This window comes from Streptomyces sp. NPDC002513 (assembly GCF_053595355.1).
Window position 1 is genome coordinate 13950 of the sequence record NZ_JBSFXK010000021.1, and the last position, 26452, is coordinate 40401.

General features: G+C 71.0%; 20 protein-coding genes and 1 pseudogene. 5 read left to right on the plus strand and 16 right to left on the minus strand.

Annotated elements, in window-relative coordinates:
• Positions 1-10: 10 nt before the first annotated feature.
• Both ACWD5Q_RS16405 and ureA read right to left on the minus strand, forming a co-directional pair.
• Positions 11-1693: an urease subunit alpha gene (locus ACWD5Q_RS16405; RefSeq protein WP_451427672.1), complete on the minus strand. Its 1683-nt coding sequence runs from the start codon at positions 1691-1693 to the stop codon at positions 11-13.
• On the minus strand, positions 1690-2394 hold the full coding sequence (ureA, locus tag ACWD5Q_RS16410; RefSeq protein ID WP_451427673.1) for an urease subunit gamma: 705 nt from the start codon (positions 2392-2394) through the stop codon (positions 1690-1692). The genes ACWD5Q_RS16405 and ureA overlap by 4 nt, the downstream gene beginning before the upstream one ends.
• 145 nt (positions 2395-2539) lie before the next feature.
• Here ureA and ACWD5Q_RS16415 point away from each other — a divergent pair, with 145 nt between their 5' ends.
• Positions 2540-3973: a cytosine permease gene (locus ACWD5Q_RS16415; protein ID WP_451427674.1), complete on the plus strand. Its 1434-nt coding sequence runs from the start codon at positions 2540-2542 to the stop codon at positions 3971-3973.
• Between the two features lie 60 nt (positions 3974-4033).
• Here the strand turns inward: ACWD5Q_RS16415 and ACWD5Q_RS16420 are convergent.
• Positions 4034-4375: pseudogene (locus tag ACWD5Q_RS16420) on the minus strand (aminotransferase class IV); the annotation flags it as partial.
• A 414-nt stretch (positions 4376-4789) separates the two neighbouring features.
• On the opposite strand from ACWD5Q_RS16420, the gene ACWD5Q_RS16425 reads away from it, so the two are divergent.
• Positions 4790-6409 (plus strand): helix-turn-helix domain-containing protein, encoded by a 1620-nt coding sequence (locus ACWD5Q_RS16425; RefSeq protein WP_451427675.1) that lies wholly within the window; start codon positions 4790-4792, stop codon positions 6407-6409.
• Between the two features lie 427 nt (positions 6410-6836).
• On the opposite strand, the gene ACWD5Q_RS16430 is transcribed toward ACWD5Q_RS16425, so the two are convergent.
• The 6 genes from ACWD5Q_RS16430 to ACWD5Q_RS16455 all read right to left on the minus strand — a co-directional run bounded on the left by ACWD5Q_RS16430 (position 6837) and on the right by ACWD5Q_RS16455 (position 13207).
• On the minus strand, positions 6837-7925 hold the full coding sequence (locus ACWD5Q_RS16430; protein WP_451427676.1) for a branched-chain amino acid aminotransferase: 1089 nt from the start codon (positions 7923-7925) through the stop codon (positions 6837-6839).
• Positions 7926-8225: 300 nt separating this feature from the next.
• A complete protein-coding gene (locus ACWD5Q_RS16435) occupies positions 8226-9269 on the minus strand; it encodes a 3-isopropylmalate dehydrogenase (RefSeq protein WP_451427677.1) in 1044 nt (347 codons plus the stop codon).
• Between the two features lie 180 nt (positions 9270-9449).
• The gene (locus ACWD5Q_RS16440; protein WP_267971215.1) at positions 9450-9581 is read right to left on the minus strand and encodes a hypothetical protein; all 132 of its coding nucleotides are present in this window, start codon (positions 9579-9581) and stop codon (positions 9450-9452) included.
• 291 nt (positions 9582-9872) lie between these two features.
• Complete coding sequence (locus ACWD5Q_RS16445) at positions 9873-10412, minus strand: GNAT family N-acetyltransferase (RefSeq protein WP_451427678.1); 540 nt, start codon at positions 10410-10412, stop codon at positions 9873-9875.
• Between the two features lie 200 nt (positions 10413-10612).
• On the minus strand, positions 10613-12244 hold the full coding sequence (gene pruA / locus ACWD5Q_RS16450; protein WP_451427679.1) for an L-glutamate gamma-semialdehyde dehydrogenase: 1632 nt from the start codon (positions 12242-12244) through the stop codon (positions 10613-10615).
• Between the two features lie 36 nt (positions 12245-12280).
• Positions 12281-13207, minus strand: coding sequence for a proline dehydrogenase family protein (locus ACWD5Q_RS16455; RefSeq protein ID WP_451427680.1), 927 nt, complete (start codon positions 13205-13207; stop codon positions 12281-12283).
• Between the two features lie 160 nt (positions 13208-13367).
• On the opposite strand from ACWD5Q_RS16455, the gene ACWD5Q_RS16460 reads away from it, so the two are divergent.
• Positions 13368-14582, plus strand: a complete 1215-nt coding sequence (locus ACWD5Q_RS16460; protein WP_451427681.1) for a PucR family transcriptional regulator — start codon at positions 13368-13370, stop codon at positions 14580-14582.
• A 4-nt stretch (positions 14583-14586) separates the two neighbouring features.
• Here the strand turns inward: ACWD5Q_RS16460 and ACWD5Q_RS16465 are convergent, their stop codons facing one another.
• Positions 14587-14793, minus strand: a complete 207-nt coding sequence (locus tag ACWD5Q_RS16465; RefSeq protein WP_451427682.1) for a DUF397 domain-containing protein — start codon at positions 14791-14793, stop codon at positions 14587-14589.
• Positions 14794-14881: 88 nt separating this feature from the next.
• Between ACWD5Q_RS16465 and ACWD5Q_RS16470 the strand changes: the two genes are divergently transcribed.
• The gene (locus ACWD5Q_RS16470) at positions 14882-15220 is read left to right on the plus strand and encodes an ATP-binding protein (protein ID WP_451427683.1); all 339 of its coding nucleotides are present in this window, start codon (positions 14882-14884) and stop codon (positions 15218-15220) included.
• Here ACWD5Q_RS16470 and ACWD5Q_RS16475 read toward each other — a convergent pair.
• The gene (locus ACWD5Q_RS16475; protein WP_451427684.1) at positions 15189-15773 is read right to left on the minus strand and encodes a TetR/AcrR family transcriptional regulator; all 585 of its coding nucleotides are present in this window, start codon (positions 15771-15773) and stop codon (positions 15189-15191) included. The two genes, ACWD5Q_RS16470 and ACWD5Q_RS16475, sit on opposite strands and share 32 nt — an antisense overlap.
• Before the next feature lie 98 nt (positions 15774-15871).
• On the opposite strand from ACWD5Q_RS16475, the gene ACWD5Q_RS16480 reads away from it, so the two are divergent.
• Positions 15872-17428: an MFS transporter gene (locus ACWD5Q_RS16480; protein WP_451427685.1), complete on the plus strand. Its 1557-nt coding sequence runs from the start codon at positions 15872-15874 to the stop codon at positions 17426-17428.
• A gap of 91 nt (positions 17429-17519) precedes the next feature.
• Here the strand turns inward: ACWD5Q_RS16480 and serA are convergent, their stop codons facing one another.
• The 5 genes from serA to ACWD5Q_RS16505 all read right to left on the minus strand — a co-directional run bounded on the left by serA (position 17520) and on the right by ACWD5Q_RS16505 (position 26130).
• Complete coding sequence (serA, locus tag ACWD5Q_RS16485; protein ID WP_451427686.1) at positions 17520-19121, minus strand: phosphoglycerate dehydrogenase; 1602 nt, start codon at positions 19119-19121, stop codon at positions 17520-17522.
• A 287-nt stretch (positions 19122-19408) separates the two neighbouring features.
• Positions 19409-20407, minus strand: a complete 999-nt coding sequence (gene ilvC, locus ACWD5Q_RS16490) for a ketol-acid reductoisomerase (RefSeq protein ID WP_451427687.1) — start codon at positions 20405-20407, stop codon at positions 19409-19411.
• Positions 20408-20549: 142 nt separating this feature from the next.
• The gene (gene ilvN, locus ACWD5Q_RS16495) at positions 20550-21074 is read right to left on the minus strand and encodes an acetolactate synthase small subunit (RefSeq protein ID WP_451427688.1); all 525 of its coding nucleotides are present in this window, start codon (positions 21072-21074) and stop codon (positions 20550-20552) included.
• A gap of 18 nt (positions 21075-21092) precedes the next feature.
• Positions 21093-22949: an acetolactate synthase large subunit gene (locus ACWD5Q_RS16500; RefSeq protein WP_451427689.1), complete on the minus strand. Its 1857-nt coding sequence runs from the start codon at positions 22947-22949 to the stop codon at positions 21093-21095.
• A 226-nt stretch (positions 22950-23175) separates the two neighbouring features.
• The gene (locus tag ACWD5Q_RS16505; protein ID WP_451427747.1) at positions 23176-26130 is read right to left on the minus strand and encodes a putative bifunctional diguanylate cyclase/phosphodiesterase; all 2955 of its coding nucleotides are present in this window, start codon (positions 26128-26130) and stop codon (positions 23176-23178) included.
• Positions 26131-26452 lie beyond the last annotated feature (322 nt).

Here is a 26452-nt window from a genome sequence, read left to right on the forward strand (position 1 = left end):
CCTCACGGGTTCAGAGGAAGTACAGGCGGTTGAGGGACACCGAGTCGGCGGGCTCGGAGCGGACGGGCGTGCCGTCGAGGGTGACCAGGCCGGTGCGCTGGTCGACGTCGACCGCTCCGGTGCGGGAGTTGAGGCGCAGATCGGCGGGGCCGATGCCGCGGGTGCCGCGGACGGCGACCCTGCGCCGCCGGGTGGGCATCCGGTCGTCGCCCTGGTCCACGGCCGCCCGCGCGACGAAGGCGACGGACAGGTCGGCGGCGGTCGCGCCGTGCGCGCCGAACTGCGGTCCGAGGACGAGGGGTTCGCAGGTGTCGGTGGCCGCGTTCGGGTCACCGACCACGCCGTACGCCGGGAAGCCGGCCTTGAGCACGAGCTGGGGCTTGGCGCCGAAGTACTCCGGCCGCCACAGCACGATGTCGGCCAGCTTGCCGACCTCCAGGGAGCCCACCTCGTGCGCGAGGCCGTGGGCGAGCGCCGGGTTGACGGTCAGCTTGGCGATGTAGCGCAGGACGCGGGCGTTGTCATCGTCCGGGCCGTCGCCCTCCAGGGGCCCCAGCTCCGCCTTCATCTTCCCGGCCATCGCGAAGGTGCGGCGCACGGTCTCGCCCGCGCGCCCCATGCCCTGCGCGTCCGAGGAGGTGATGCCGATCGCGCCCAGATCGTGCAGCACGTCCTCGGCGCCCATGGTTCCGGCGCGGATGCGGTCCCGGGCCATGGCGGCGTCGCCGGGCAGGTCCGGCTTCAGGTCGTGGACCGAGACGATCATTCCGTAGTGCTCGGCGACGGCGTCCCGGCCGAAGGGCAGCGTCGGGTTGGTGGAGGAGCCGATGACGTTCGGGACGCCCGCCATCTTCAGGACGTTCGGCACATGCCCGCCGCCGCAGCCCTCGATGTGGAAGGCGTGGATGGTGCGGCCCTCGAGGACCCGGAGCGTGTCCTCCACGGACAGGCACTCGTTCAGACCGTCGCTGTGCAGGGCGACCTGGACGTCGTGTTCCTCGGCGACCCGCAGGGCGGTGTCGAGGGCGCGGGTGTGGGCGCCCATGTCCTCGTGCACCTTGAAACCGCAGGCGCCGCCCTCGGCCAGCGCCTCGATCAGCGGCGCGGGGTCGGAGGACGAACCGCGGCCCAGGAAGCCGATGTTGACGGGCCAGGCGTCGAACGCGTTGAACGCGTGCCGCAGCGCCCACGGCGAGTTGACGCCGACGCCCCACACCGGACCGAACTCCTGCCCGATGATCGTGGTCACGCCGGAGGCCAGCGAGGCCTCCATGATGCGCGGCGAGAGCAGATGGACATGGGTGTCGACGGCCCCGGCGGTGGCGATCAGCCCCTCGCCGGAGACGATGGAGGTCCCCGTGCCGACCACGACGTCGACGCCGTCGAGGGTGTCGGGGTTGCCGGCGCGCCCGATCGCGCAGATGCGTCCCTCGCGGATGCCGATCGAGACCTTGCGGATGCCCAGCGCCGCGTCGATCGCGACCACGTTGCTGATGACGACGTCACAGGTCGCGCGCACCGCCGCCGCCTTGAGGTGAAGGCCGTCGCGGGCGGTCTTGCCGAAGCCGGCGAGGAACTCGTCGCCGTACCGCTGTGCGTCGGACTCGACGCGGATCACCAGACCCGAGTCGCCGAGGCGGACCCGGTCGCCCGCGCGGGGGCCGTGGGTGGCGGCGTACTCGTACGGATTCATCGTGCCTCTCCTTCGCGGCCGGCCCCCGAAGCTCCCAGATATCCGCAGGCGGCGGCCCGGCGCAGGGCCTCCTCCTTGGCCCCCGGCGCGTCCAGCGGCCCGTCGACGAGCCCCGCGAACCCGATCGCCATCCGCTCGCCGCCGATCGGTACGAGGCCGACCTCGGCGCTCTCGCCGGGCCCGAACCGCACCGACGACCCGGCGGGCACGGCGAGCCGCATGCCGTAGGACCTCTCGCGCGCGAAGTCGAGCCGGGGGTTGGCCTCGAAGAAGTGGAAGTGGGAGGTCACGGAGACGGGCACGGTCGCGGTGTTGGTGACCACGAGGCGGGTGACCGCCTCCGGCTCGGCGTGCTCCGGCCCCGGCAGCAGGGCGCCCGGGGCCTCGTCGCCCAGCCCGCCCCCGATCGGGCCGGAGACCACGGCGAGCCGGGACCCGTCGTCGAAGACGGCCTCGACCATCACCTCGGTGACGACGTCCGCGACGCCCGGCAGCACATCGTCCGGGCCGAGCACGGACCGGGCCGCCTCGATGGCCTCGGCGAGCCGCCTGCCGTCGCGGGCCGCCTCGCAGACGGTGTCCGCGATCAGCGCGGTGGCCTCCGGCACGTTCAGCCGCAGTCCCCGGGCCCGGCGGGCGCGAGCCAGCTCGGCGGCCCCGAAGAGCAGCAGCCGGTCACGTTCCGTGGGGGTGAGTCGCACGACGCGGCACCTCCTTACCTTCCCATGATTTAGAGCATCACTCTAAACGCAGGTTTCATGAATAGGAACCATTGACTAACACACATCGGCCACGTCACATTGAACGCCGCTCTAAACCTCAGGCGGCCGTCGAAGGGGACCTGCCATGCCGATAGAACAGCGCGGAGTCGACACCATCCCGGACGAGGAACGCACCAGCGGGCCCCGCGATCTGGTCTCGATCCTGGTCGGGTCCAATCTCTGTTTCGGCGTGATCATCTTCGGCTGGCTGCCCCCCTCCTTCGGGCTAGGCTGGTGGGCCTCACTCAGCTCGATCGTCGTGGGCACGGTGGCCGGCACCCTGCTCACGGCCCCGCTGGCACTGGTGTCGCTGCGCACGGCCACGAACCTGTCGACGTCGTCCGGCGCCCAGTTCGGTGTGCGCGGCCGGCTGGTCGGCTCCGTGGTCGGGCTGCTGCTCGCCCTCGGCTACACCGCCCTGACCGTCTGGATCGGCGGCGATGTGATGGTGGGCGTCCTGCACCGCCTGTTCGGGCTGACGGCGAACGGCGGGGTCTACGCCCTCGTCTACGCGCTGCTCGCCGCGGCGACCGTCACGGGCGCCGTCTACGGCTACCGGGTGCTCCTCGGCCTCTCCCGCGCCCTGACCATCGGGATGACTGCCCTCCTCGCCCTCGGGGTGATCGCGTACGCCCCGCACTTCACGACGTCCGCGCTGCCGGAGGCGGGCGGCTATCTGCTGGGCGGCTTCTGGCCGACGTGGTTCCTGGCGACGGTGGCCGCCGGCCTCTCCGGCCCGATCGCCTTCATCACCCTCCTCGGCGACTACACCCGGTACATCTCCCCCGCCCGCCACAGCGCCCGCCGGGTCCTGCACGCGACCTGGCTCGGTCTGATCCTCGGCCTGCTCGTCCCGCAGCTCTTCGGCACCTTCACGGCGTACGCGGCCCGTGCGGCCCTCGACTACGCCGGACCGCTCGTCGACGCCTCCCCCGGCTGGTACCTGGTCCCGCTTCTCCTCGCCGCCTCCGCGGGCTCGGTCGGCAACGCGGGCCTGATGCTGTACTCGATGGGCCTCGACCTGGACGCGATCCTGCCGCGCGCCTCGCGCGCCCGCGCCACCTACACGGTCGCCGTCGTCGCCACCGGCTGCGTCTTCGTCGGCCACTACGCGTGGAACGCGCAGTCGGCGATGACGTCCTTCGTGCTGCTGCTGACGGCGATCGGCACGCCGTGGGCGGTCATCACCCTCATCGGCTTCGTGCGCAGCCGGGGCGTCTACGACGCCGACGCGCTCCAGGTCTTCAACCGCCGCTCGCGCGGCGGGATCTACTGGTACCGCTCCGGCTGGAACGTACGGGCGACGGCGTCCTGGGCGGCGGGCGCCGCGGTGGGGCTGCTCGCGGTGTCCCTCCCGTCCTACCAGGGCCCGCTGCTGTCCCTGACGCAGGGTGTGGACTGCAGCTTCCTGCTGTCAGGCGCGGTGGGCGGCCTGACCTACCTGGCCTCGTCACCCCGGCAGCGGTCGGCCCGTGTCAAGGCGGGCAAGGAGCCGGCCCGGGTCGAGAGCGGGCTGTAGCGCCGTACGCCGGCCCCGCCCCGTTCCGGAACTGGGCGGGGCGGGGCCGGCACGGGCGCATCAGCCCAGCGGGTGCATCCAGCCGTGCGTGTCCTCGCGGACGCCACGCTGGATGTCCAGCAGGGCCTCGCGGAGCTTCATGGTCACCTCGCCCGGCTCGCCGCCCGACTGCTTCCACTCGGCGCTCGTGCGCATGACCGTGCCGACCGGGGTGATGACCGCCGCGGTGCCGCAGGCGAAGACCTCGGTCAGGGTGCCGTTCTCGGAGTCGGCCTGCCACTCGTCGACGGAGACGCGGCGCTCCTCCGCCTCGTAGCCGAGGTCGCGGGCGACGGTGAGGAGGGAGTCACGGGTGACGCCCTCCAGGATCGAGCCGGTCAGCGTCGGGGTGACGACCTCGTCCGCTGGCGGCGGCAGGGTAGCCCTCCTCCCCAGGGCTACCCTGTCTGACGTCGTCGTTCCCGCGGCAGGGACCGGTAGCTGCCGACTGCCCGTCAGCCCCACCCCCAGCCCTGCCGGCGGCCTGGGACCACAGCGCGAGTTGCTCCCCGGAACCTGGCGCTGCCGCCCACGCGGCCTCCTCGGGATTCGCCGGCTTACCACGACGTCGATCTGACGCTTCCGGCCTTCTGAGCGGGCGACCGATGGGACCGGTCTTGTACTACCCGGCAGGACCAAGCTGCCTGGGGCGGCTGGGTGTAGCCGCATTTCCCACACAAGTCCGCAGTCCGGCCGACCAGAACACCACGGCGGCTGCGGGTGGGGCGAGGAACCTGTTTGCACGGTGAAGCGGTCCCTCCGGTGTCGGTCTGCACAGTGAGCCTGTTGGGCTCCTGCCAGCGCCCGGCTACTCTGCTGCCGAACAGATTTGCAAGCCTCTCGGGGGGCGACATGCATGGTGATCTGCGTGCGGACACGGCGGCTGTCGGACGGATTCGACGGGCCGACGACGTGCTGGATATGCAACGTGCCGCCCGCAAGGGCGGCACCGGGCCGGTGCTTCGCTGGCTGGCGGGCCGCACCGGCGCCACCGTCTTCCTGATGAACTCTGCGGGTACTCCGGCCCACCCGCCCCACGCTCCCCTCGGCGACGCCGAGCGTGGTCTCGCGCTGCGTGGTGCACGAGAGTTAGCTGAGCGGCGGCTGGGGTCCGTTGCCATCGACCAGGACGGGCTCACCTGCATCGTCCTTCCCCTCGACGGATCGCGGAGTGCTGCCGCGCCCCTTCTCGCTGCCGTTGTGCCCCGGCCGGCACCACCTGACCTGCCGCTCCTGCTTGCGGATGCCACCTCCGTGCTGAGTCCGAGCTGGCTGGCGGAACACACCCGGCGCAAGCAGCGTCGGCTGAGGATCGCCGAAGCCGGGACGCGCGAAGCAGTCCTGCTTTTGCTGCTGAACGGCCATACGTCCGCCGCGCGCCAGATCGCGGGGGCGCTGCGCCCGGCTCTGCCCGCGATGGTGCGGGTGTACGTCATCGAGGGTCCGCCGAGGGTTCGCAGCCAACTGGTCGGAGAACTGACCGATGTGGCCGAAGGCGCGTGGATCGTGCCGTGCCCGGTGTACGCCGACCACCTCTTCATGATTGCGCCCGATGACGGCGCCCCGGCACCGGTCTGGCCCCCCGAACTGGCGGCCGCCTGCTGGATCGGAGAGAGCAGTGCCGTGCCCCTGCGGGAAACCGCCACCGGCTATGCTCAGGCGTTCCATGCTCTCGCCGCCGCACGCGGCCGCTCCGAACGGCAGGCCTCGTTCGCGGCCAACCCCGACCTGGTACCGACCATCGGGCCCGCTGCGGCGACCTGGGCCGAGGCCTTCCTCTCACCGATCCGTACCCACCGCGCCAGGCGGGCCCAGGACCCCGACAGCGCGGAACTGCTGGCCACCGCCGCGTCATGGATCAGCTTCTCCTCCCGTGCGACGGCCCACCTGGATATTCACCGCAACACCCTGAGCGCGCGCCTGACATGCATCCAAGAACTGCTCGGCTTGGACCTGCATCGGCTCGCCGACCAGGCCGCGCTGGCACTCGCTCTGCGCACCGTCGCCACACAGGTCCCACCCCCGGCGGAGCACGACGCCACAGGGACGGGGGAGACGCCGCCCACCCTGGACGAGCTCCTGCTGCTGCCCGGCATCGGGATGTGGGCCCAACAACAGTTCCGTCCTGTCACCGCGCCCGACGTCCCCCCATGCATCGCGGAGACCCTCACCACCTGGCTGCGCCTCGACGCACGCATCGGCCCCACCGCGGCCGCACTGTCCATCTCCGCATCCGCCGTACGCAAACGCCTCACACGCAGCGAAGCACTGCTCAAACGCTCGCTTCTACGGTCCCCCAGCGCCGTCCATGACCAGTGGCTCGCTCAACGCGCCCTCGACCTGGCCGAGCCAAGCGAAGTGCCGCGCCACCTTGTCGGCCTCTCCGGGAACGCATGATGAGGCCACCTGCGGCGGAGCAGGCACGTCGAGTAGGCCCAGCCCAAGGCGGCTCACGGCGCTGACCTGCCCGTTTGGGTTCAGAAACAGCTTCTGAAGGCGGAATGGGCACCATCGCTGCTCGTTGAGAGCTTGCCCTGCTGGTGTGCACGCTCGAAGGTCCACAGGACGTAGTTGCGCGGGATGCGGTTGCCGCCTGCGGTCGAAGAGGTCGGGATCGCCCGCGCCGTCCCGAAGGCTCGCGCCCGATCGCACATACCCCACGTGCGCGTACTCGTAGAGCGCATTGCCAGACAGACCCGACGGACGGTTCGTTCGTGCTGTCACACCCCTCCCCCACCTCCGCGGCACCGCCCCCGCACACGAAAGGGCCGCCTCGGACGCGGGGTCCGGGGCGGCCCTGACGGTGCGCAGGGGCTACCAGGGGCTAGCCGAGCGGGTGCATCCAGCCGTGCGTGTCCTCGCGGACGCCACGCTGGATGTCCAGCAGGGCCTCGCGGAGCTTCATGGTCACCTCGCCCGGCTCGCCGCCCGACTGCTTCCACTCGGCGCTCGTGCGCATGACCGTGCCGACCGGGGTGATGACCGCCGCGGTGCCGCAGGCGAAGACCTCGGTCAGGGTGCCGTTCTCGGAGTCGGCCTGCCACTCGTCGACGGAGACGCGGCGCTCCTCCGCCTCGTAGCCGAGGTCGCGGGCGACGGTGAGGAGGGAGTCACGGGTGACGCCCTCCAGGATCGAGCCGGTCAGCGTCGGGGTGACGATCTTGTTGCCGTACACGAAGTACAGGTTCATGCCGCCCAGTTCCTCGACCCAGGTGTGCTCCACCGCGTCGAGGTAGCAGACCTGGTCGCAGCCCTTGGCCGCCGCCTCGGCCTGGGCGAGCAGGGAGGCCGCGTAGTTGCCGCCGGTCTTGGCGTCGCCCATGCCGCCGGGGACGGCGCGGACCCGGTCCTCCGAGACCCAGATGGAGACCGGCTTGACGCCGCCCGGGAAGTAGGCGCCGGCCGGGCAGGCGATGACGATGAACAGGTACTCGTTGGCGGGCTTGACGCCCAGACCGACCTCGGTGGCGATCATGAACGGCCGCAGATACAGGGACTCCTCGCCGCCGTGCGCCGGCACCCATGCCTTGTCCTGCTGGACGAGCACGTCGCAGGCCTCGATGAAGGTCTCGACCGGTAGCTCGGGCATGGCCAGGCGCTGCGCCGAGCGCTGGAAGCGCCGGGCGTTCGCCTCCGGGCGGAAGCTGGCCACCGAGCCGTCGGGCCGGCGGTACGCCTTGAGCCCCTCGAAGATCTCCTGGGCGTAGTGCAGGACATTGGTGGCGGGGTCGAGGGAGAGCGGGGCGTACGGGACGAGCTGGCCGTCGTGCCAGCCGCGGCCCTCGGTCCACCGGATGGTCACCATGTGATCGGTGAAGTGGCGGCCGAACCCGGGGTTGGCCAGGATGGCCTCCCGCTCCGCGTCGGAGAGCGGGTTGGCGGACGGCTTCAGCTCGATCGTGGGCATCGTCATGTGTGCTTGTCCTTCACCGGTTGTGTTGACGGGCCGCGCTCACGCCCGTACCGCCAGTGGCGATGGTGAGGACGTCCGAGCATTCCCTCATACCGCGGCTCCTCGTTCGATTATCGCAAGCGGGGAGTCGATGAGGACCCCCCCTGCTTCGAGCGGAGCCGGGAGCGGGGTGAAACGGTGTGAATGCGGCCCTGGGGATGGCCCAGGAGTGGGTCGATGGTGACACCCGGCGACGGCATGGGAAAGCCGCCGGGCGCGTCGCGACCCGGCGGCCTTTCTCAGGATGTGAGCGGCGGCGGGTCAGCCGGCTACTCGTACGACGAGCGCGTCGCCGATCTCGTCGGTGGTGCGGGCGGGCTTGCCCACGCGCTCGGCGAGGTCGGCGGAGACGGCCTCCTCGATGCGGACGGCCTCGGTCTCGTATCCGAGGTGCCGCAGCAGCAGGGCGACCGACAGGACGGTGGCCGACGGGTCGGCCTTGCCCTGGCCCGCGATGTCGGGCGCCGAGCCGTGCACGGGCTCGAACATCGACGGGAACGCGCCGGACGGGTTGATGTTGCCGGAGGCGGCGACCCCGATGCCGCCGGAGATGGCGGCGGCGAGGTCGGTGATGATGTCGCCGAAGAGGTTGTCGGTGACGATCACGTCGAAGCGCTCGGGCTGCGTGACGAGGTAGATCGTCGCCGCGTCGACGTGCATGTACTCGGTGGTGACCTCGGGGAACTCCTCGCCCACCTGGGTGAAGATGTCCGTCCACAGGTGACCGGCGTGCACGAGCACGTTGTTCTTGTGGACGAGGGCCAGCTTCTTGCGGGGGCGGGCCTGCGCGCGGGCGTACGCGTCGCGCACGACGCGCTCGATGCCGAAGGCGGTGTTCAGCGAGACCTCCGTGGCGACCGCGTGCGGGGTGCCGGTGCGGATGGTGCCGCCGTTGCCCGTGTACGGGCCCTCGGTGCCCTCGCGGACCACGACGAAGTCGATCTCGGGCTGGCCCGCGAGCGGGGTCTCGACACCCGGGAGCAGCTTGGAGGGACGCAGGTTGACGTGGTGGTCGAAGGCGAAGCGGAGCTTGAGCAGGAAGCCGCGCTCCAGGACGCCGGACGGGACCGACGGGTCGCCGATCGCGCCGAGCAGGATCGCGTCGTGCTGCTTGAGCTCCTCCAGGTCGGCGTCGGTGAGGGTCTCACCGGTGGCGTGGTAGCGCCGGGCGCCGAAGTCGAACTCCTTGGTCTCCAGCTTCACATCCTGCGGAAGGACGGCGGAGAGGACCTTCAGCCCCTGGGCCACGACCTCCTGGCCGATGCCGTCACCGGGAATCACTGCGAGATTGATGCTGCGAGACATGACGGCACCGTACTCCTTGTCCCATGGAATGACACGAGCCGTCCGGGATACGGACACGGGGCGCCGCCGTGTTCTCCCGGTTCCGTCCGTACGGCTCGGTTCGGGGTGCGGCGCGGTGCGTGACCGCGCCGCACCCCACGGGCGCGGCTCCCGGCTCGGAAAGCGCTGTCCGCCGGCGGCTCAGTGGCCGGTCTCGCCGCCGTTGTCCCGGCGGTCGAGGGCGCGCTGGAGCGCGGCGGCGGCGTTCTTGCGGTCGGACTCACTCGTGCGGGAAACGTGACGGACTCGGCGGCGGGCGGTCGTCTCGGCCATGGGGAATCGACTCCTTCGCGATCAAGGGAGTGCGGAAAGGGGTTTCGAGACTCCCCCACTGCCTAATGGGCGTGGGCGGTGCCCCCAGAGGAGCGGGGAGCGGTGCCGCAGGGGTGACCTGCATCGGGCCCGGCTCACGACCGCCATTCGCTGGATCGAGCGAGACGTTCGGCTCCTCCAAAGCTAAGCGAGGACCGGGCGTCTGTCTCCATAATTACTCGGACTTCCTACTATCTGAGACGGCGGACCGGCCCGCCCGGCCGTGACCTGCCCCTACGGCGCCGCCGGCCGTCAGAGCACGTCGCCGTCCCGCCAGTCGAAGACCAGCTTGTGCTTCGGGTCGAGCGGGCCCGCGGCGGCCTGCCGCACAAAGGTGCAGTCCTCCTCGTCGCGCAGACGGACCACGCCGCGGGGGCCGAGGGCGCACAGGCGGCCGGACCACAGCTGCCAGCCCCGGGCCCGGTACAGCGTGGCGCCCTCGTCGCTCGCGGAGAGCGCGCCGAGGTCGTAGGCGCCGTCGATGATCCGCTCGATCTCGGCCATGACGCGCCCGCCGTGCCCCTGGCGCCGTGCGTCCGGGCGCACCCCGACGCCCTCGACGTACCCGACGCGCAGCCAGTGCTTGCGATAGCGGGCGCGCCGCTGGATGACGGACCCGTGCGCGGCGAGCCCCCGGTCGTCGCTCACGAGGACGTGCAGCCCGCCGAGCCCGTGCTCCCACTCCTCGTCGTCGTAGTCGCCGGCGAACGCCTCGTCCAAAAGCGCGCGGGCGGCGCGGAGTTCGGCGGGGTCGAGGTCGGCGGTGTGAACGGTGCGCAGACTGGTGGCCACCGGACCAGTATGGCCCCCGGGTCCGGCGCTCACGGTGCACGACGGGGACACGCTCCCGGTGCCCGTCGGGGCGGAGGGGGGCTTCATGGCGCCGGCCTGCCGCTGGTACGGGGGCCGCGCGGCCCCCGAGGGGCGCGTCATGACGACCGCCCCCGCCCCGGGTGTCGATGACCCGGGACGGGGGCGGTGCTCAGGGGGCGTCAGCCCATGTGGGGGTAGGTGTACTCGGTCGGCGCCACCAGCGCCTCCTTGATGGAGCGGGTCAGGGTCCAGCGCAGCAGGTTCTGCGGGGCGCCCGCCTTGTCGTCGGTGCCGGAGGCCCGGCCGCCGCCGAAGGGCTGCTGGCCGACCACGGCGCCGGTCGACTTGTCGTTGATGTAGAAGTTGCCGGCCGCGTAGCGCAGCCGCTCGGCCGTGTACGCCGCCGCGGCGCGGTCGTTCGCGATGACCGAGCCCGTGAGGGCGTAGTCGGAGACCGACTCCATCTGGGTCAGCATCTCGTCGTACTTCTCGTCGTCGTAGACGTACACCGCGAGGATCGGACCGAAGTACTCGGTCGTGAAGACCTCGTTCTCCGGGTCGGTGCACTCGACGACGGTCGGCCGGACGAAGTAGCCGACCGAGTCGTCGTAGGTGCCGCCCGCGACGATCGTGCAGGTCGGGTCCTGCTGGGCGCGGTCGATGGCGGCCTTGTTCTTCGCGAAGGCACGCTCGTCGATCAGGGCGCCGATGAAGTTCGACAGGTCGGTGACGTCACCCATGGTCAGGTGGTCGATCTCGGCCGTGAACTCCTCCTTGAAGCCGGAGTTCCAGAGGGAGGCCGGGATGTAGGCGCGCGAGGTCGCCGAGCACTTCTGGCCCTGGTACTCGAAGGCGCCGCGGGTGAGCGCCGTCTTGAGGACCGCGCGGTCGGCGCTCGGGTGCGCGACGACGAAGTCCTTGCCGCCGGTCTCGCCGACCAGGCGCGGGTAGGAGCGGTACTTCTCGATGTTGTTGCCGACCGTCTTCCACAGGTGCTGGAAGGTCCTGGTCGAACCGGTGAAGTGAATGCCCGCGAGGTCGCGGTGCTCGAGGGCGACCTCGGAGACCTCGATGCCGTCGCCGGTGACGAGGTTGATGACGCCCTTGGGCAGGCCCGCCTCCTCCAGCAGCTGCATCAGCAGCACGGCGGCGTGGGTCTGGGTGGGGGACGGCTTCCAGACCACCACGTTGCCCATGAGGGCGGGGGCGGTGGGCAGATTGGCCGCGATCGCCGTGAAGTTGAACGGGGTGATCGCGTAGACGAAGCCCTCCAGCGGGCGGTGGTCGAGGCGGTTCCAGACACCCGGGGAGTTGGCCGGGGGCTGTTCGGCCAGGATCTGGCGGGCGTAGTGGACGTTGAAGCGCCAGAAGTCGACCAGCTCGCACGGGCTGTCGATCTCCGCCTGCTGGGCGGTCTTCGACTGGCCGAGCATGGTGGAGGCCGCGATGGTCTCGCGCCAGGGGCCGGCCAGCAGCTCGGCGGCGCGCAGGATGATCGCGGCGCGGTCGTCGAAGGACAGCGCGCGCCAGGCGGGGGCGGCGGCGAGGGCCGCGTCGATGGCGTCCCGCGCGTCCTGCTGGGTGGCGTTGCGCAGGGTGCCGAGGACCGCCTGGTGGTTGTGCGGCTGCACGACCTGGAACGGCTCGCCGCCGCCCATGCGCTTCTCGCCGCCGATGGTGCACGGCAGATCGATCGGGTTGTCGGCCAGCTCCTTGAGCTTGGCCTCCAGCCGGGCGCGCTCGGGCGAACCGGGGGCGTAGCCGTGCACCGGCTCGTTGACGGGGGTGGGGACCTGGGTCACAGCGTCCATGTGGGTTCCGTAACTCCTTGTGCGAGCGGGTGGGTGTCAGCTCTTGGTGAGGACCGAGCGGGCGAAGAAGCGGAGGTTCGCCGGCTTCTCGGCCAGGCGGCGCATGAAGTAGCCGTACCAGTCGGTGCCGTAGGCCGTGTAGACGCGCATACGGTGGCCCTCGGCGGCCAGCCGCAGCTGCTCCTCGCTGCGGATGCCGTACAGCATCTGGAACTCGTACTCGTCGAGCTTGCGCCCGGCGCGCCGGGCGAGGTCCTGCGCGATCGCGATGATCCGCGGGTCGTGCGAGCCGATCATCGGGTATCCCTCGCCCTCCATGAGGGTCTTCAGGATGCGGACGTACGCCTTGTCGATCTCGTGCTTGTTCTGGTACGCGACCGACGCGGGCTCCTTGTACGCCCCCTTCACGATACGTACCCGGCTGCCGCTCTCGGCGAGCCGGCGGGCGTCGGCCTCGGTGCGGAAGAGGTAGGCCTGGATCACGCAGCCGGTGCCCGGGAAGTCCTTCCGCAGCTCCTCGTGGATGGCGAACATCGAGTCCAGGGTGGTGTGGTCCTCGGCGTCCAGCGTGACCGTGGTGCCGCACTCGGCGGCGGCCTCGACGACCGGGCGCACATTGGCGAGGGCCAGCTCGTGGCCGCCCTCCAGCGCCTGGCCGAACATCGAGAGCTTGACGGACATCTCGGCCCGCGCGCCGAGCCCCAGCTCCTTGAGGCGGCCGATCAGCTCCAGGTAGGCGTCCCGCGCGGCCATGGCCTGCTCGGGGGTCGTGATGTCCTCGCCCACGACGTCCAGGGTGACCTCGAGGCCCTTGCCGGTGATGTCCTCGATGATCGGGACGATCTCGTCGACGGTCTCGCCGGGGATGAAGCGGTCGACGACCGGCTGCGTCAGGGGTGCGGCCGAGATCAGACGGCGCATCCGGTCGCTGCGCGACGCGGCGAGAATCACGGGACCCAGCACGGGCACCTCCACAAGGGCGACAAGAGGCCGAATCCCGACCATTCGGGTACGGCACGGAGAACCACTGTGAAACCTATGGATTGCTCAGATCGTCGGCCATCGACAGCTGTCACGCATTCGTGCCCTGGATCTCAGACAGCTGTATGAGCGAGGTGGCGCAATGCGGGAGAATGCTCGTGTGGCGGACGTTTTCAAGCCGGGCCGGGGCGACTACCAGGAACTCGTCGACGAGATCTCGGCGCTGCTCGGCGCCCCCGCGACCCTGGAGAACCGGGACTTCGAGCTGATCGCCTTCGCCGCCTACGACAGCGGCGACGGCGAGTTCGACGAGGCGTCCCTCGACCCCGTCCGCACCCGCTCGATCCTCACGCGCCGCTCCACCGCGGCGGTGCGCGCCTGGTTCGAGGGCTTCGGCATCGCCCGGGCCACCGGCCCCGTGCGCATTCCGCCGACTCCGGAGGCGGGTGTCTACCGGGGACGGATCTGTCTGCCCGTACGCCATCGGGGTGTCGTCCTCGGCTATGTGTGGCTGCTCGCGGACGAGCCCGGCCCGTCCGAGGCGCAGTTGTCCGCCGCGATGGAGGTCGCCGCCCGCATCGGCGCGCTGCTCGCCGACGAGGTGCAGGCGGGCGCGGATCTGACCCGCGAGCTGCGCGCGGTGCTGACCGCCGAGCCCGGCTGGCACCAGGAGGCGGCGGTGGCCGAGCTGCGGACGGCGCTGGGCGTGCGCGGCGAGGGCCTGCACACGATGGTCTGCGTCGCGCCCTGGCCCTCGGCCGATCCGGACGACGCCCCCTCGGTCCGTACGATCCCGGCCGCGACCGCGTTGTGCACGGTGCCGTGGGGCACGAGCGGCCAGAGCCTGGCTCTGCTGGTGCGGCTGCGCTCGGCGGACGTGCCGGCCCCCGCGCTCACGGCGGCCGCGCGGCTGCTGCGGGAGGCGGAGGGGCCCCGTGGCGGCAGGCGGACGGCGGCCGGGGTGGCCGGCGCCCGCCATGGCCTCGCCGAGCTGGGCACCGCCTGGCAGGAGGCATCGGCGGCGGCCCGTGCGGCCCTGGCGGAGCCACGGTTCGGCCCGGTCGCGCAGTGGTCGGCGATCGGGCCGTACCGCCTGCTGACATCGCTCCCGCCCGAGGCGCCGCACGACCCGGCCGTACGCGTCCTGCTCTCCCCCGCCCACCGCGAGCTGGCCCGCACGGCGGAGGTGTTCCTGGACTGCGCGGGCCAGGCGGGCCGCACGGCGGCGGAACTGGGCATCCACCGCCAGACCCTCTACTACCGCCTCTCCCGCGTCGAACAGCTCACGGGCCTGGACCTGGACGACGGCGAGGACCGGCTGCTGCTGCACATGGCGCTGAAGGGGGCGCGGCTGTGAGCAATCACCTCCCGGCGAGGTAGGCGACGAACTCCGTCCAGGCGCGGGAAGGGAGGAGGAGGGCCGGGCCGGTGGGGTTCTTGGAGTCGCGGACGCCGATGTGGGGGTGGAGGGGGGCCATTTCGACGCAGTTCTGGCCGGGGTCGCTGTAGGAGGACTTGAACCAGGCAGGGTCGGGGGCGAGTTCGGTTGCGATGTGACGCGGGTTCATAGGCCTACAGCTCTCGTCGTAGTCGATGCAGGAAGTCGGGCGTGTCCTCGGGAGGCAGGGCTGATGCTGCCATGGCGTCGAACCGGCGGTGAACTGGACCGGTGACATCGAGGACGCCGTACTCGTGGCCTCGGAGCTGGTCGCCAACGCCGTGCTGCACGGCAGGGTCCCCGGTCATGAACTGTGGCTGCGGCTGGCCGAGTTGGAGGCCGGTGGGTTGCTCGTGGACGTGTCCGACCCAGTACGGGCGTTCCCCGAACCGGGCCGCGAGCACGCCGGAGGCGAACGCGGCCGGGGTCTCCTGGTCGTCGCTCACCTCACGGAGGAGCTGGACTGGTTCCTGAGGGCGGAGGTCGGCAAGACGGTACGGGCGCGGCTGGGCGCCCCCGACCCCGTCAGGCAGGTGCCGGCCCTGCCCCCTCGATGATCCGCCGGAGGCCCTCGGTGAGCGCGTCCCCGTCCGGGGCCGTCTTCGCGTCGAACGTCCACTGCGCGATGAGCCCGGTCATCAGCGTCATGTAGAAACGGCCGAGGGTGTCGGCCGTCTCGTCGGAGACCTCCTCCTCCGGCACGCCCTGGAGGACGGCCACGAGGCCGCGCCCGCCCTCGCGCTGCGCGCGGGACAGGTGCTCGCGCACCTCGGGCATGTCGATGGTCATGACCTCCATGCTGAGGCGCCACATCGAATCCGGCTCCCGCATGGTGCCGACGATGTTCGACCACACCCGCCGGAACCGCTCCAGCGAGCCGGGCGCGCCCTCGATCGCGCCGCCGTCGCCCCCGTCGAAGGCGCCGGACATGTTCTCCACCATTGCAATGTAGGCCTGCGCGAGAAGCGCGTCCTTCGAGCCGTAGTGGTACCCGATCGAGGCCAGGTTGGTTCCCGAGGCCTTGACGATGTCGCGCGCCGTGGTGCGCGCGAACCCCTTCTCCAGCAGGCAGCGCTTGGCGCCTTCGAGCAGATCCTCACGGTGTCCCATACCAGTCAGCCTACTCCGCGATCCATACAGACGTCCTAGACGCATGACTTATACAAGCGTTCTAGACAAGCGTTTAAGACGTGCGTACATTTCTCGGCATGACGAACCTGACGAGCACCGCCCCCACCGTCCCCGCCGGAGGCACCCGCGCCGGACGCCGCGAGTGGACCGCGCTCGGCGTGCTGATGCTGCCGCTGCTGCTGGTCTCGATGGACGTCTCCGTCCTGTACTTCGCGACTCCCGCGATCAGCACCGATCTGCGCCCGAGCGGCACCCAACAGCTGTGGATCTTCGACATCTACGGCTTCGTCCTGGCCGGCCTGCTGATAACGATGGGCTCGCTCGGCGACCGCATCGGCCGCCGCAAGCTCCTCCTCATGGGCGCCGCCGCCTTCGGCGGAGCCTCGCTCCTCGCGGCCTACGCGAACAGCGCCGAGACCCTGATCGCGGCCCGCGCGCTCCTCGGCATCGGCGGCGCGACCCTGATGCCGTCCACCATGGCGCTGCTGCGCACGATGTTCACCGACCCCGCCCAGCGGGCCAAGGCGATCGGCCTGTGGTCCGGCGTGATGACCGGCGGTATCGCACTCGGCTCGGTGATGAGCGGCATCCTCGTCGAGCACTTCTGGTGGGGCTCGGTCTTCCTGGTCAACCTGCCCGCGATGGCGCTGCTGCTGCTCCTCGGCCCGGTCCTGCTGCCGGAGTCGCGCAACCCCGAGCCCGGCCGCTTCGACTGGATGAGCGTCCCGCTGTCGATGGCCGCCGTACTCCCCGTGATCTACGGCCTGAAGGAGATCCCCTCCGAGGGCTGGCACCCGCTGTACGTCGTCTCGGTCACCGTCGGCCTGCTCTTCGCGGCCCTGTTCGTCCGCCGCCAGCGCACCGCGGCCTCCCCGCTGATCCCGCCGGCCCTGCTGCGGGGCCACGGCTTCGCCCCGGCGCTGGTCCTGAACCTCGTCGCCGCTCTCGCCATGATGGGCTCGGCCATCTTCACCACGCAGTACCTGCAGTCGGTCCTCGGCAAGAGCCCGCTGTCGGCGGCCCTGTGGAGCCTGCTGCCCTCGGTGTTCATCGGCTTCGCCGGTCCGGTCACCGCGCAGCTCGTCCAGCGGGGGGTCAACCGGGGGTACGTCGTCGCCGGCGGCTTCGCGGCCATGGCGGCCGGGTTCTCGATGCTCGCCCTGCTCGACACCGACTCGCTGTGGCTGGTGCTGGCCGGGGCCGGCGTCCTCGCCTGCGGGATGGTCGCGATCGCGTCCCAGCTGGTTGACCTGGCCATGAGCAGCGCTCCGGTGGAGCGGGCGGGCACGGCCTCTTCCCTGCTGGAGACCAGTACCGAATTCGGCGGCGCCCTCGGCATGGCCGTCCTCGGCTCCATCGGTACGGCGCTCTACCGCCACGAGATGCCGGCCACCGCCCCGGCCGAGGCCCGCGAGACCCTCGGCGGCGCTCTCGCCACGGCCGCCCGGCTGCCCGGCGGAGCCGGTCGATCCCTCGTCGTCACGGCCCGGGAGGCGTTCACCACCGGAATGAACGGCGCGGCGATCGCCGGGGCGGTCATCCTCGTGGTGGCCGCGGTGGGCGCGGCGCTGAGCCTGCGCAGGATCGGGGCCGGGGACGCGGAGCAGGGCGCAGAAGAACGCCGGGCGGGCTGACGAGAGTCAGCCCGCCCGGCGGTGCCCCCTCTGGGGGGTCGAGCACAGGCTCAGCCCTTCAGCCCACCGAGTCCGGTGGGCGGGAGGGCCGTCAGACCAGGTTCACCGAGCGGGCGGACGTCGCGCCGATCTCGTCGGCCACCTCCGTCAGGACGTTCTGCGGCACCGTGTCGTCGACCGTGAGGACCGCGAGGGCCTCGCCGCCCGCGATGTCACGGGCGACCTGCATGCCCGCGATGTTGATGCCGGCCTCGCCGAGGATGCGGCCCAGCGTGCCGACCACGCCCGGGCGGTCGGTGTAGCGCAGCACGACCATGTGGTCCGCGAGCGCCAGGTCCACGTCGTAGCCGCCCACCGCCACGATCTTCTGGTGGTGCTTCGGGCCGGCCAGCGTGCCGGACACCGACACCTCCTCACCGCCCGCGAGCGTGCCGCGCACCGTGACCACGTTGCGGTGGTCGGTGGCCTCCGAGCTGGTGGTCAGCCGTACCTCGACACCGCGCTCCTGGGCGAACAGCGGCGCGTTGACGTACGAGACCGTCTCGGCCACGACGTCCTCGAACACGCCCTTGAGCGCGGACAGTTCGAGCACCTTCACATCGTGCTGGGTGATCTCGCCGTAGACCTCGACATCGAGCCGGACCGCGACCTCGCCCGCGAGGGCGGTGAAGATACGGCCGAGCCGCTCGGCGAGCGGCAGACCCGGCTTGACGTCCTCGGCGATGACACCGCCCTGCACGTTCACCGCGTCCGGGACCAGCTCGCCGGCCAGCGCGAGGCGCACTGACTTGGCGACCGCGATGCCCGCCTTCTCCTGCGCCTCGTCCGTCGAGGCGCCCAGGTGCGGGGTGCACACGACCTGGTCCAGCTCGAACAGCGGGGAGTCCGTGCACGGTTCCTTCGCGTACACGTCCAGACCCGCGCCCGCGACGCGGCCCTCCTTGAGCGCCGAGTACAGCGCCTCCTCGTCGACGATCCCGCCGCGCGCGGCGTTGACGACGCGGACGCTCGGCTTGACCTTGTGCAGCGCCTCGTCGCCGATCAGCCCGAGGGTCTCGGGGGTCTTCGGCAGGTGGACGGTGATGAAGTCGGAGACCTCCAGCAGCTCGTCCAGGGACAGCACCTTGACGCCCATCTGCGCGGCGCGGGCGGGCTGGACGTAGGGGTCGTAGGCGACGACTTTCATGCCGAACCCGGACATGCGCTGCGCGACCAGCGCGCCGATCCGGCCCAGGCCGACCACACCGAGGGTCTTCTCGGCCAGCTCGACGCCCGTGTACTTGCTGCGCTTCCACTCGCCGTTCTTCAGCGCGGCGTTGGCCTGCGGGATGTTGCGGGCGGTGGAGATGATCAGACCGCAGGCCAGCTCGGCGGCGGTCACGATGTTGGAGGTGGGGGCGTTGACGACCATCACGCCGGCCTTGGTGGCGGCGGAGACGTCCACGTTGTCCAGGCCGACGCCGGCTCGCGCGACGACCTTCAGCTTCCGCGCGGCGGCGACGGCCTCGGCGTCGACCTTCGTCGCGGAGCGGATCAGGATGGCGTCGACGTCGGCGATCGCCGACAGCAGCTCCGCACGGTCCGCGCCGTTGCAGTGCCGGATCTCGAAGTCGGGGCCGAGGGCGTCGACGGTCGCGGGCGACAGCTCTTCAGCGATGAGTACCGTGGCTTTTCGACTGGGGTACGAGCTCACGTGAGTCCTCACATGTCCAATGCGGACGGCCGTCCCGACGGCCGCAGGCGGTGGAGGGGGGTGGCACCGGGAAGTGCGGGTGCTTAGCCGCGTGGAAGACGCACGACGCTGTGGGCCTGAACGCGATTGTTGTGCAGCAGTGTAGTGGCGCCGCACACGTCGTTTTGCGCCGTTGCGGAAGGATCACCCGTCCGTGGCTGGACGGGGTGGACAACGTCTTCTCCAGACGTTACCCCGGTTCGCCGAAGGGGCCGGAGCGGATCGCTCCGGCCCCTCGGCCGTGAGGCCTACGCCTCCTCGTTCACCCAGCTCATGAGCTTGCGCAGCTCCTTGCCGGTGGTCTCCAGCAGGTGCTCGGAGTCCTGCTTCTTGTACTCGTTGTACTTCTTCAGACCGCCGTGGTACTCGTCCATCCAGTTGCGGGCGAAGGTGCCGTCCTGGATCTCGGCGAGGACCTGCTTCATCTCGGCCTTGGTGGCGTCCGTGATGATGCGGGGGCCGGTGATGTAGTCGCCCCACTCGGCGGTCTCGGAGACCGACCAGCGCATCTTCTCCAGGCCGCCCTCGTACATGAGGTCGACGATCAGCTTCAGCTCGTGCAGGCACTCGAAGTAGGCGATCTCCGGCTGGTAGCCCGCCTCGACCAGGGTCTCGAAGCCGGCCTTCACCAGGGCGGAGGTGCCGCCGCACAGAACGGCCTGCTCGCCGAAGAGGTCGGTCTCGGTCTCCTCGGTGAAGGTCGTCTTGATGACGCCGGCGCGGGTGCCGCCGATGCCCTTGGCGTACGACAGCGCCAGCGCGAACGCGTTGCCCGAGGCGTCCTGCTCGACGGCCACGATGCAGGGGACGCCGCGGCCCTCCTCGTACTGGCGGCGCACCAGGTGGCCCGGGCCCTTCGGGGCGACCATGCAGACGTCCACGCCGGCCGGGGGCTTGATGAAGCCGAAGCGGATGTTGAAGCCGTGGCCGAAGAACAGCGCGTCGCCGTCCTTCAGGTTCGGGGCGATGGACTCCTCGTAGACCTGGGCCTGGATCGGGTCCGGGACCAGGATCATGATGACGTCCGCCTCGGCGGCGGCCTCCGCCACGGTCACCACGCGCAGGCCCTGCTCCTCGGCCTTCGCCTTGGACGGGGAGCCCTCGTGCAGACCGACCCGCACGTCGACACCCGAGTCGCGCAGCGACAGCGCGTGGGCGTGGCCCTGGCTGCCGTAGCCGATGACCGCGACCTTGCGGCCCTGGATGATGGACAGGTCGGCGTCAGCGTCGTAGAACAGCTCGGCCACTTTGGGTTCTCTCCTTGTGTACGGATGGTGCGTCCCACCGTATGACGGCGGGGAGAAGGGACGTTTCGGGGTCTCGGCATACGGGCTGCCGGCCACCGGTCGGCCGCCCGTTTCCGGTCATGGCGGGAATGGTCCCGCAGTTTCAGGCGGACCGGTCGAGGGCGCGCAGCGACCGGTCCGTGATCGAACGGGCGCCGCGGCCGATCGCGATCGTGCCGGACTGGACCAGCTCCTTGATGCCGAACGGTTCCAGCATCTTGAGCATGGCGGACAGTTTGTCGGTGGCGCCGGTGGCCTCGATGGTGACGGCCTCCGGGGAGACGTCCACCGTCTTGGCGCGGAACAGCTGGACGATCTCGACGATCTGGGAGCGCGTCTCGTTGTCCGCGCGCACCTTCACCAGAACGAGTTCACGCTGAACGGCCTGGGCCGGCTCCAGCTCGACGATCTTCAGGACGTTGACGAGCTTGTTGAGCTGCTTGGTGACCTGTTCGAGCGGCAGGTCCTCGACCGTCACCACGATGGTGATGCGAGAGATGTCGGGGTGCTCGGTGACACCGACCGCGAGCGAGTCGATGTTGAAGCCGCGGCGGGAGAACAGGGCGGCGATCCGGGCGAGGATGCCAGGGGTGTTCTCGACGAGGACCGAGAGGGTGTGCTTGGACATGGTTCTCACTCAGCTCTCTCAGTCGTCTTCGTTGTCGCCGAAGTCGGGGCGGACGTCCCGGGCGGCCATGATCTCGTCGTTGGAGGTGCCGGCGGCGACCATCGGCCACACCATCGCGTCCTCGTGGACGATGAAGTCGACGACCACGGGGCGGTCGTTGACGGAGTTCGCCTCTTCGATGACCTTGTCGAGGTCCTCCGGGGACTCGCAGCGGATCGCGTGGCAGCCCATCGCCTCCGACAGTTTCACGAAGTCGGGGACGCGGGTGCCGGCGCTCGGCCCCTTGGGCTCGGCGCCCGGCCCGGAGTGCAGCACGGTGTTGGAGTACCGCTGGTTGTAGAAGAGGGTCTGCCACTGACGGACCATCCCGAGGGCGCCGTTGTTGATGATGGCGACCTTGATCGGGATGTTGTTCAGGGCGCAGGTGGTCAGCTCCTGATTGGTCATCTGGAAGCAGCCGTCGCCGTCGACCGCCCAGACCGTACGGTCCGGGACGCCGGCCTTCGCGCCCATCGCGGCCGGGACCGCGTACCCCATCGTCCCGGCGCCGCCGGAGTTCAGCCAGGTGGCGGGGTTGTCGTACTGGATGAAGTGCGCGGCCCACATCTGGTGCTGGCCGACGCCCGCCGCGAAGATCGTGCCCTGCGGCGCGAGCTGCCCGATGCGCTCGATGACCTGCTGCGGGGACAGCGAGCCGTCCTCCGGCTGGTCGTACCCGAGCGGGTAGGTCTCGCGCCAGCGGCTGAGGTCCTTCCACCAGGCGGTGTAGTCGCCCTGGTGGCCCTCGCTGTGCTCCTTCTGGACGGCCTGGACGAGGTCGGCGATGACCTCCCGGGCGTCGCCGACGATCGGCACGTCGGCGGCCCGGTTCTTGCCGATCTCCGCCGGGTCGATGTCGGCGTGGACGATCTTGGCGTACGGGGCGAAGCTGTCCAGCCTGCCGGTGACGCGGTCGTCGAAGCGGGCTCCGAGGGCGACGATCAGGTCGGCCTTCTGCAGCGCGGTGACGGCGGTGACCGAACCGTGCATGCCCGGCATGCCCACGTGCAGCGGGTGGCTGTCGGGGAATGCGCCGAGCGCCATCAGGGTGGTGGTGACGGGCGCTCCGGTGAGTTCCGCGAGGACCTTCAGCTCGGCGGTGGCCTTGGCCTTCAGGACGCCGCCGCCGACGTAGAGGACGGGCCGCTTGGCGGAGGTGATCAGCTTGGCGGCCTCGCGGATCTGCTTGGCGTGCGGCTTGGTCACCGGGCGGTAGCCGGGCAGGTCCGTGACGGGCGGCCAGGAGAAGGTGGTCTGCGCCTGGAGGGCGTCCTTGGCGATGTCGACGAGGACCGGGCCCGGGCGGCCGGTGGAGGCGATGTGGAAGGCCTCCGCGATCGTCCGGGGGATGTCCTCGGCCTTGGTCACGAGGAAGTTGTGCTTGGTGATCGGCATCGTGATGCCGACGATGTCCGCTTCCTGGAAGGCGTCGGTGCCGATCGCCTTGGAGGCGACCTGGCCGGTGATCGCGACCAGCGGCACCGAGTCCATGTGGGCGTCCGCGATGGGGGTGACCAGGTTGGTGGCGCCGGGTCCCGAGGTCGCCATGCAGACACCGACCTTGCCGGTGGCCTGGGCATAGCCGGTGGCCGCGTGGCCCGCGCCCTGCTCGTGCCGCACCAGCACGTGCCGCACTCGCCGGGAGTCCATCAGCGGGTCGTAGGCGGGAAGGATCGCACCGCCGGGAATGCCGAATACCGTCTCGGCGCCGACCTCCTCGAGAGAGCGGATGAGGGACTGCGCACCCGTGACGTGCTCGGGTGCGGACTGGTGTCCTCCGGATCGGGGCCGCGGCTGCGGGTGATGGGCCCCGGTGGCCTGCTCGGTCATCGGCATTCTCTTCTCGATGCTGAGGGTTTGTGCGAGGTTCGGGCGTTGTTCGACTGGTGCGTATGCAACAAAAAACCCCTCGTGCCGATAGGCAAGCGAGGGGAGCGCGCCGGGAGTGGTCGCTGGGTGTTCCGGTTCATGTCCGGTGGGTCCCAGCTCAGCCGACGCGCTGTCCAAGTACGAGAATTCGGGAGCGCATGGCACTGACCCTCCCCCCGGCACGCCATCACTGTCAAGTGGGTGGGACGGGAGTCTCATTATGTGAGCGTAGGGTGCTCCCACCACCAAAAACCGCAGGCACACCGCGGGTGTACAGCGCCGCTCCCCCGACCGCGAACGCCGGCGCCGGCTCCACCGGGCCGTGCGGCACGGGGCAGTGGCCGGACGTGAGCGCCCGGCGCAGCCGGTACTCGTCCAGCGGTCCCGCGAACGCCATGCCCTGCCCGTGCGTACAGCCCATCGCCCGCAGGGCGACCGCCTGCTCGGGCAGATCCACCCCGTCGGCGACCGACTGCAGGCCGAGGTCCGTGGCGATGCGCAGCAGCCCGCTGGTGATCTTGTGCAGCCGTGCGGACTCCACGACCCCTTCGACCAGGCCCCGGTCGAGCTTGAGTACGTCGACGGGGAGCCGGCGCAGCGCCGTGATGGCCGCGTAGCCGCTGCCGAGGCCGTCCAGGGCGATCCGGACGCCGATCCTGCGCAGTGCGCCGAGTCTGCGCTCCAGCTCGTCCAGGGCGATGCTCGGGTCGATGTCGCACAGCTCGATGACCAGGGCGCCCGAGGCCACGCCGTGCCGGGTGAGCAGGGCCTCGACGGAGCCGAGGGGCAGGGAGCGGTCGAGCAGGCGGCAGGCGCTCACCCGTACGACGACGGGCACGGCGAGCCCGGTCGCGGTCCGTTCGGCGGCCTGTTCGACGGCCTGCTCCAGCATCCAGCGGCCCAGCTCGGCGGCCTTGTCGCTGTCCTCGGAGACCCGCTGGAACTCCGTGGGGGTGAAGAGCATGCCCTGGGAGGAGCGCCAGCGTGCCTGCGCGCAGACGGAGGTGATCCGGCCGTCCGCCAGCGACACCACGGGCTGGTGCAGCAGGGTGAACTCGCCGTCGTGCAGTGCGGCCCGCAGCCGGGTGGCCAGCTCGGTCTTCCGTACGACGTCCTGCTGCATCTGGGGCACGTACAGCTCGACGCGGCCCTTGCCGGCGGCCTTGGCCCGGTACATGGCGAGGTCGGCGTTGCGCAGCAGCTCGCCCGCGCCCAGGCCCGGCTCCGCGAAGGCCACACCGATGGACGCGGCCACCCGGACATCGTTGCCGTCGATGTCGTACGGCTGCGAGAGGGTGATACGCAGCCGGTCGGCGAGTTCCACGATGTGCCCCTCGCGGGCGGCGCGGTCGCGGGTGCCGTCGCCGACGATGAGGGCCGCGAACTCGTCCCCGCCCAGCCGGGCGGCGGTGTCCCCCTGCCGTACCGAGTCCTGGAGTCTGCGGGCGGCCTGGACGAGCAGCTCGTCGCCGGCCTGGTGCCCGATCGTGTCGTTGACCGCCTTGAAGCCGTCGAGGTCGATGAAGAGGACCGCCGTGTTCCGCAGGGCGGGGCCGCGGTCGGAGGCGCGGCGGCCGGACAGCGCCTGCTGGACGCGCCGGGTGAACAGGGAGCGGTTGGGCAGGTCGGTGAGCGGGTCGTGCTCGGCGTTGTGCTGGAGCTGTGCCTGGAGGCGCACGCGTTCGGTCACGTCCCGGCTGTTGAAGATCAGGCCGCCCTCGTGGCGGTTGACGGTGGACTCGACGTTGAGCCAGCCGCCGTAGCCGGACCTGAAGCGGCACTCGATACGGGTGGTGGGTTCCTCGATGTGGCTGGCGGCGAGGAAGCGGCGCACCTCGTGCACCACGCAGCCCAGGTCCTCCGGGTGGATGAGCGCGGCGAGTTCGGTACCGACCAGCCCCTCGGCGGAGCGTCCGTAGACACCCGCGGCGGCCGGGGAGACATACCGGAGTATGCCGCTGGGCGCGGCGATCATGATGACGTCGCTGGAGCCCTGCACCAGGGAGCGGAAGTGGTTCTCCTTCTGCGCGAGTTCCTGGGTGAGGGTGATGTTGTCGAGCAGCATGATGCCCTGGCGGACGACCAGCGCGAGCACCACGGCTCCCGCGGTGATGAGCACCACGCGGTCGACCCTGTGGCCGTTGAGGACGTTGTAGAGGATCCCCAGGGTGCAGACGGCGGCGGCCAGGTAGGGCGTGAGCGCGGCCAGCGATCCGGCGATCGGGCGTGTGGCCGGGTACCGGTCGCGGTCGGATCCCTGGGGGGCGCCGGCCGGATACCGGTCCTGGCCCGGCGGCCGGGCGTACGCGTGCCCCGTCTGCCGGGGGAGCACGGGCGGGTGCCCGCCCTGCCGCTCCGTGCGCCCGGACCCCGGGCGGCGTGCGCCGGGTACGCGCTCGTGGACCACACGCGCGTGCGGGTGGTCGCGCGGCAGTCCCTGCCGGACGCCGGCCCACGGGGCGTACGCGAGGAGCAGCGAGCCGGAGAACCAGCCGGCGTCGAGCAACTGGCCCGAGTGGTAGCTGTTGTGCAGCAGCGGCGAGGTGAACAGGGCGTCGCACATCACGGTCAGGGCGAGCGCGCCGATGGCGGTGTTGACGGCCGACCGGTTGACCGCCGAACGCCGGAAGTGCAGGGCGACCACCATGCTGATCAGGGCGATGTCCAGCAGGGGGTACGCGAGCGACAGGGCGGTGTGCGCGACGCTCGGCCCGTCGAACTTCGCGGCCTGGGCCAGCGCGAGGCTCCACGACAGGGTGAGCAGCGAGCCGCCCATGAGCCACGCGTCCAGCGCGAGGCACACCCAACCCGCTTTGGTGACGGGCCTTTTGGCGAGCACGAGCAGTCCTACGAGGGCGGGAGGAGCGAAGCAGAGGAAGAAGAAGTCGGCACAGCTGGGCGAGGGGACGGGGCGGTCGAGGACGACCTCGTACCAGCCCCAGACGCCGTTGCCCAGCGCGGCCATGGCCGAGGAGAGCGCGAACAGCAGCCACGCGGGTCGAAAGCGGCTGCGGCTGCGGCGGGCGTAGACGAAGCAGGAGACCGACGCGGTGCCCGCGGCGACACTCAGTCCGAAGTCACCCATGACGAGCGCGACGCTCCGGCAGCCCCAGTCGAGCGCGGAACCGACGGCGTATCCCGCGCACATCAGGGCCAGGACCAGTTGCGAGACCCTGCGCGTCCGGTCTCCCGGGGCGGGACAGCGGGCCGGCGGAGCTCCGGGGGAGCTCACCGGGTCCTCCCGGTCCGGGGCACCGCCGGGTCCCGCCGGTCCCGGTGCGCTGGATGCGCCTGCCTCTTGCGGCCGGTGGGCCGGCGGTGATGATGACGACCGCCGTGGCTGCCGTGGCCGCCTTGTCCACTGTGACCACTGTGACCGCTGTGACCGCCATGTCCGTAGTGGCCGCGTCTGCGCGTCACCTCTCGCCAGGGTCGCAGCCCGCGACCCCACCGCGTCGGATCGTCCGTCC

Coding starts and splice junctions, on each gene's coding strand:
- ACWD5Q_RS16500 (WP_451427689.1), bottom strand. CDS start 22,949: ATGCCGATGACCGAGCAGGCCACCGGGGCCCATCACCCGCAGCCGCGG.
- pruA (WP_451427679.1), bottom strand. CDS start 12,244: ATGGACGCTGTGACCCAGGTCCCCACCCCCGTCAACGAGCCGGTGCAC.
- ilvN (WP_451427688.1), bottom strand. CDS start 21,074: ATGTCCAAGCACACCCTCTCGGTCCTCGTCGAGAACACCCCTGGCATC.
- ACWD5Q_RS16465 (WP_451427682.1), bottom strand. CDS start 14,793: ATGAACCCGCGTCACATCGCAACCGAACTCGCCCCCGACCCTGCCTGG.
- ACWD5Q_RS16475 (WP_451427684.1), bottom strand. CDS start 15,773: ATGGGACACCGTGAGGATCTGCTCGAAGGCGCCAAGCGCTGCCTGCTG.
- ACWD5Q_RS16440 (WP_267971215.1), bottom strand. CDS start 9,581: ATGGCCGAGACGACCGCCCGCCGCCGAGTCCGTCACGTTTCCCGCACG.
- ACWD5Q_RS16430 (WP_451427676.1), bottom strand. CDS start 7,925: ATGACGATGCCCACGATCGAGCTGAAGCCGTCCGCCAACCCGCTCTCC.
- ACWD5Q_RS16435 (WP_451427677.1), bottom strand. CDS start 9,269: ATGTCTCGCAGCATCAATCTCGCAGTGATTCCCGGTGACGGCATCGGC.
- ACWD5Q_RS16480 (WP_451427685.1), top strand. CDS start 15,872: ATGACGAACCTGACGAGCACCGCCCCCACCGTCCCCGCCGGAGGCACC.
- ACWD5Q_RS16460 (WP_451427681.1), top strand. CDS start 13,368: ATGCGGGAGAATGCTCGTGTGGCGGACGTTTTCAAGCCGGGCCGGGGC.
- ACWD5Q_RS16505 (WP_451427747.1), bottom strand. CDS start 26,130: ATGTGCGCGGGATACGCCGTCGGTTCCGCGCTCGACTGGGGCTGCCGG.
- ACWD5Q_RS16415 (WP_451427674.1), top strand. CDS start 2,540: ATGCCGATAGAACAGCGCGGAGTCGACACCATCCCGGACGAGGAACGC.
- ACWD5Q_RS16405 (WP_451427672.1), bottom strand. CDS start 1,693: ATGAATCCGTACGAGTACGCCGCCACCCACGGCCCCCGCGCGGGCGAC.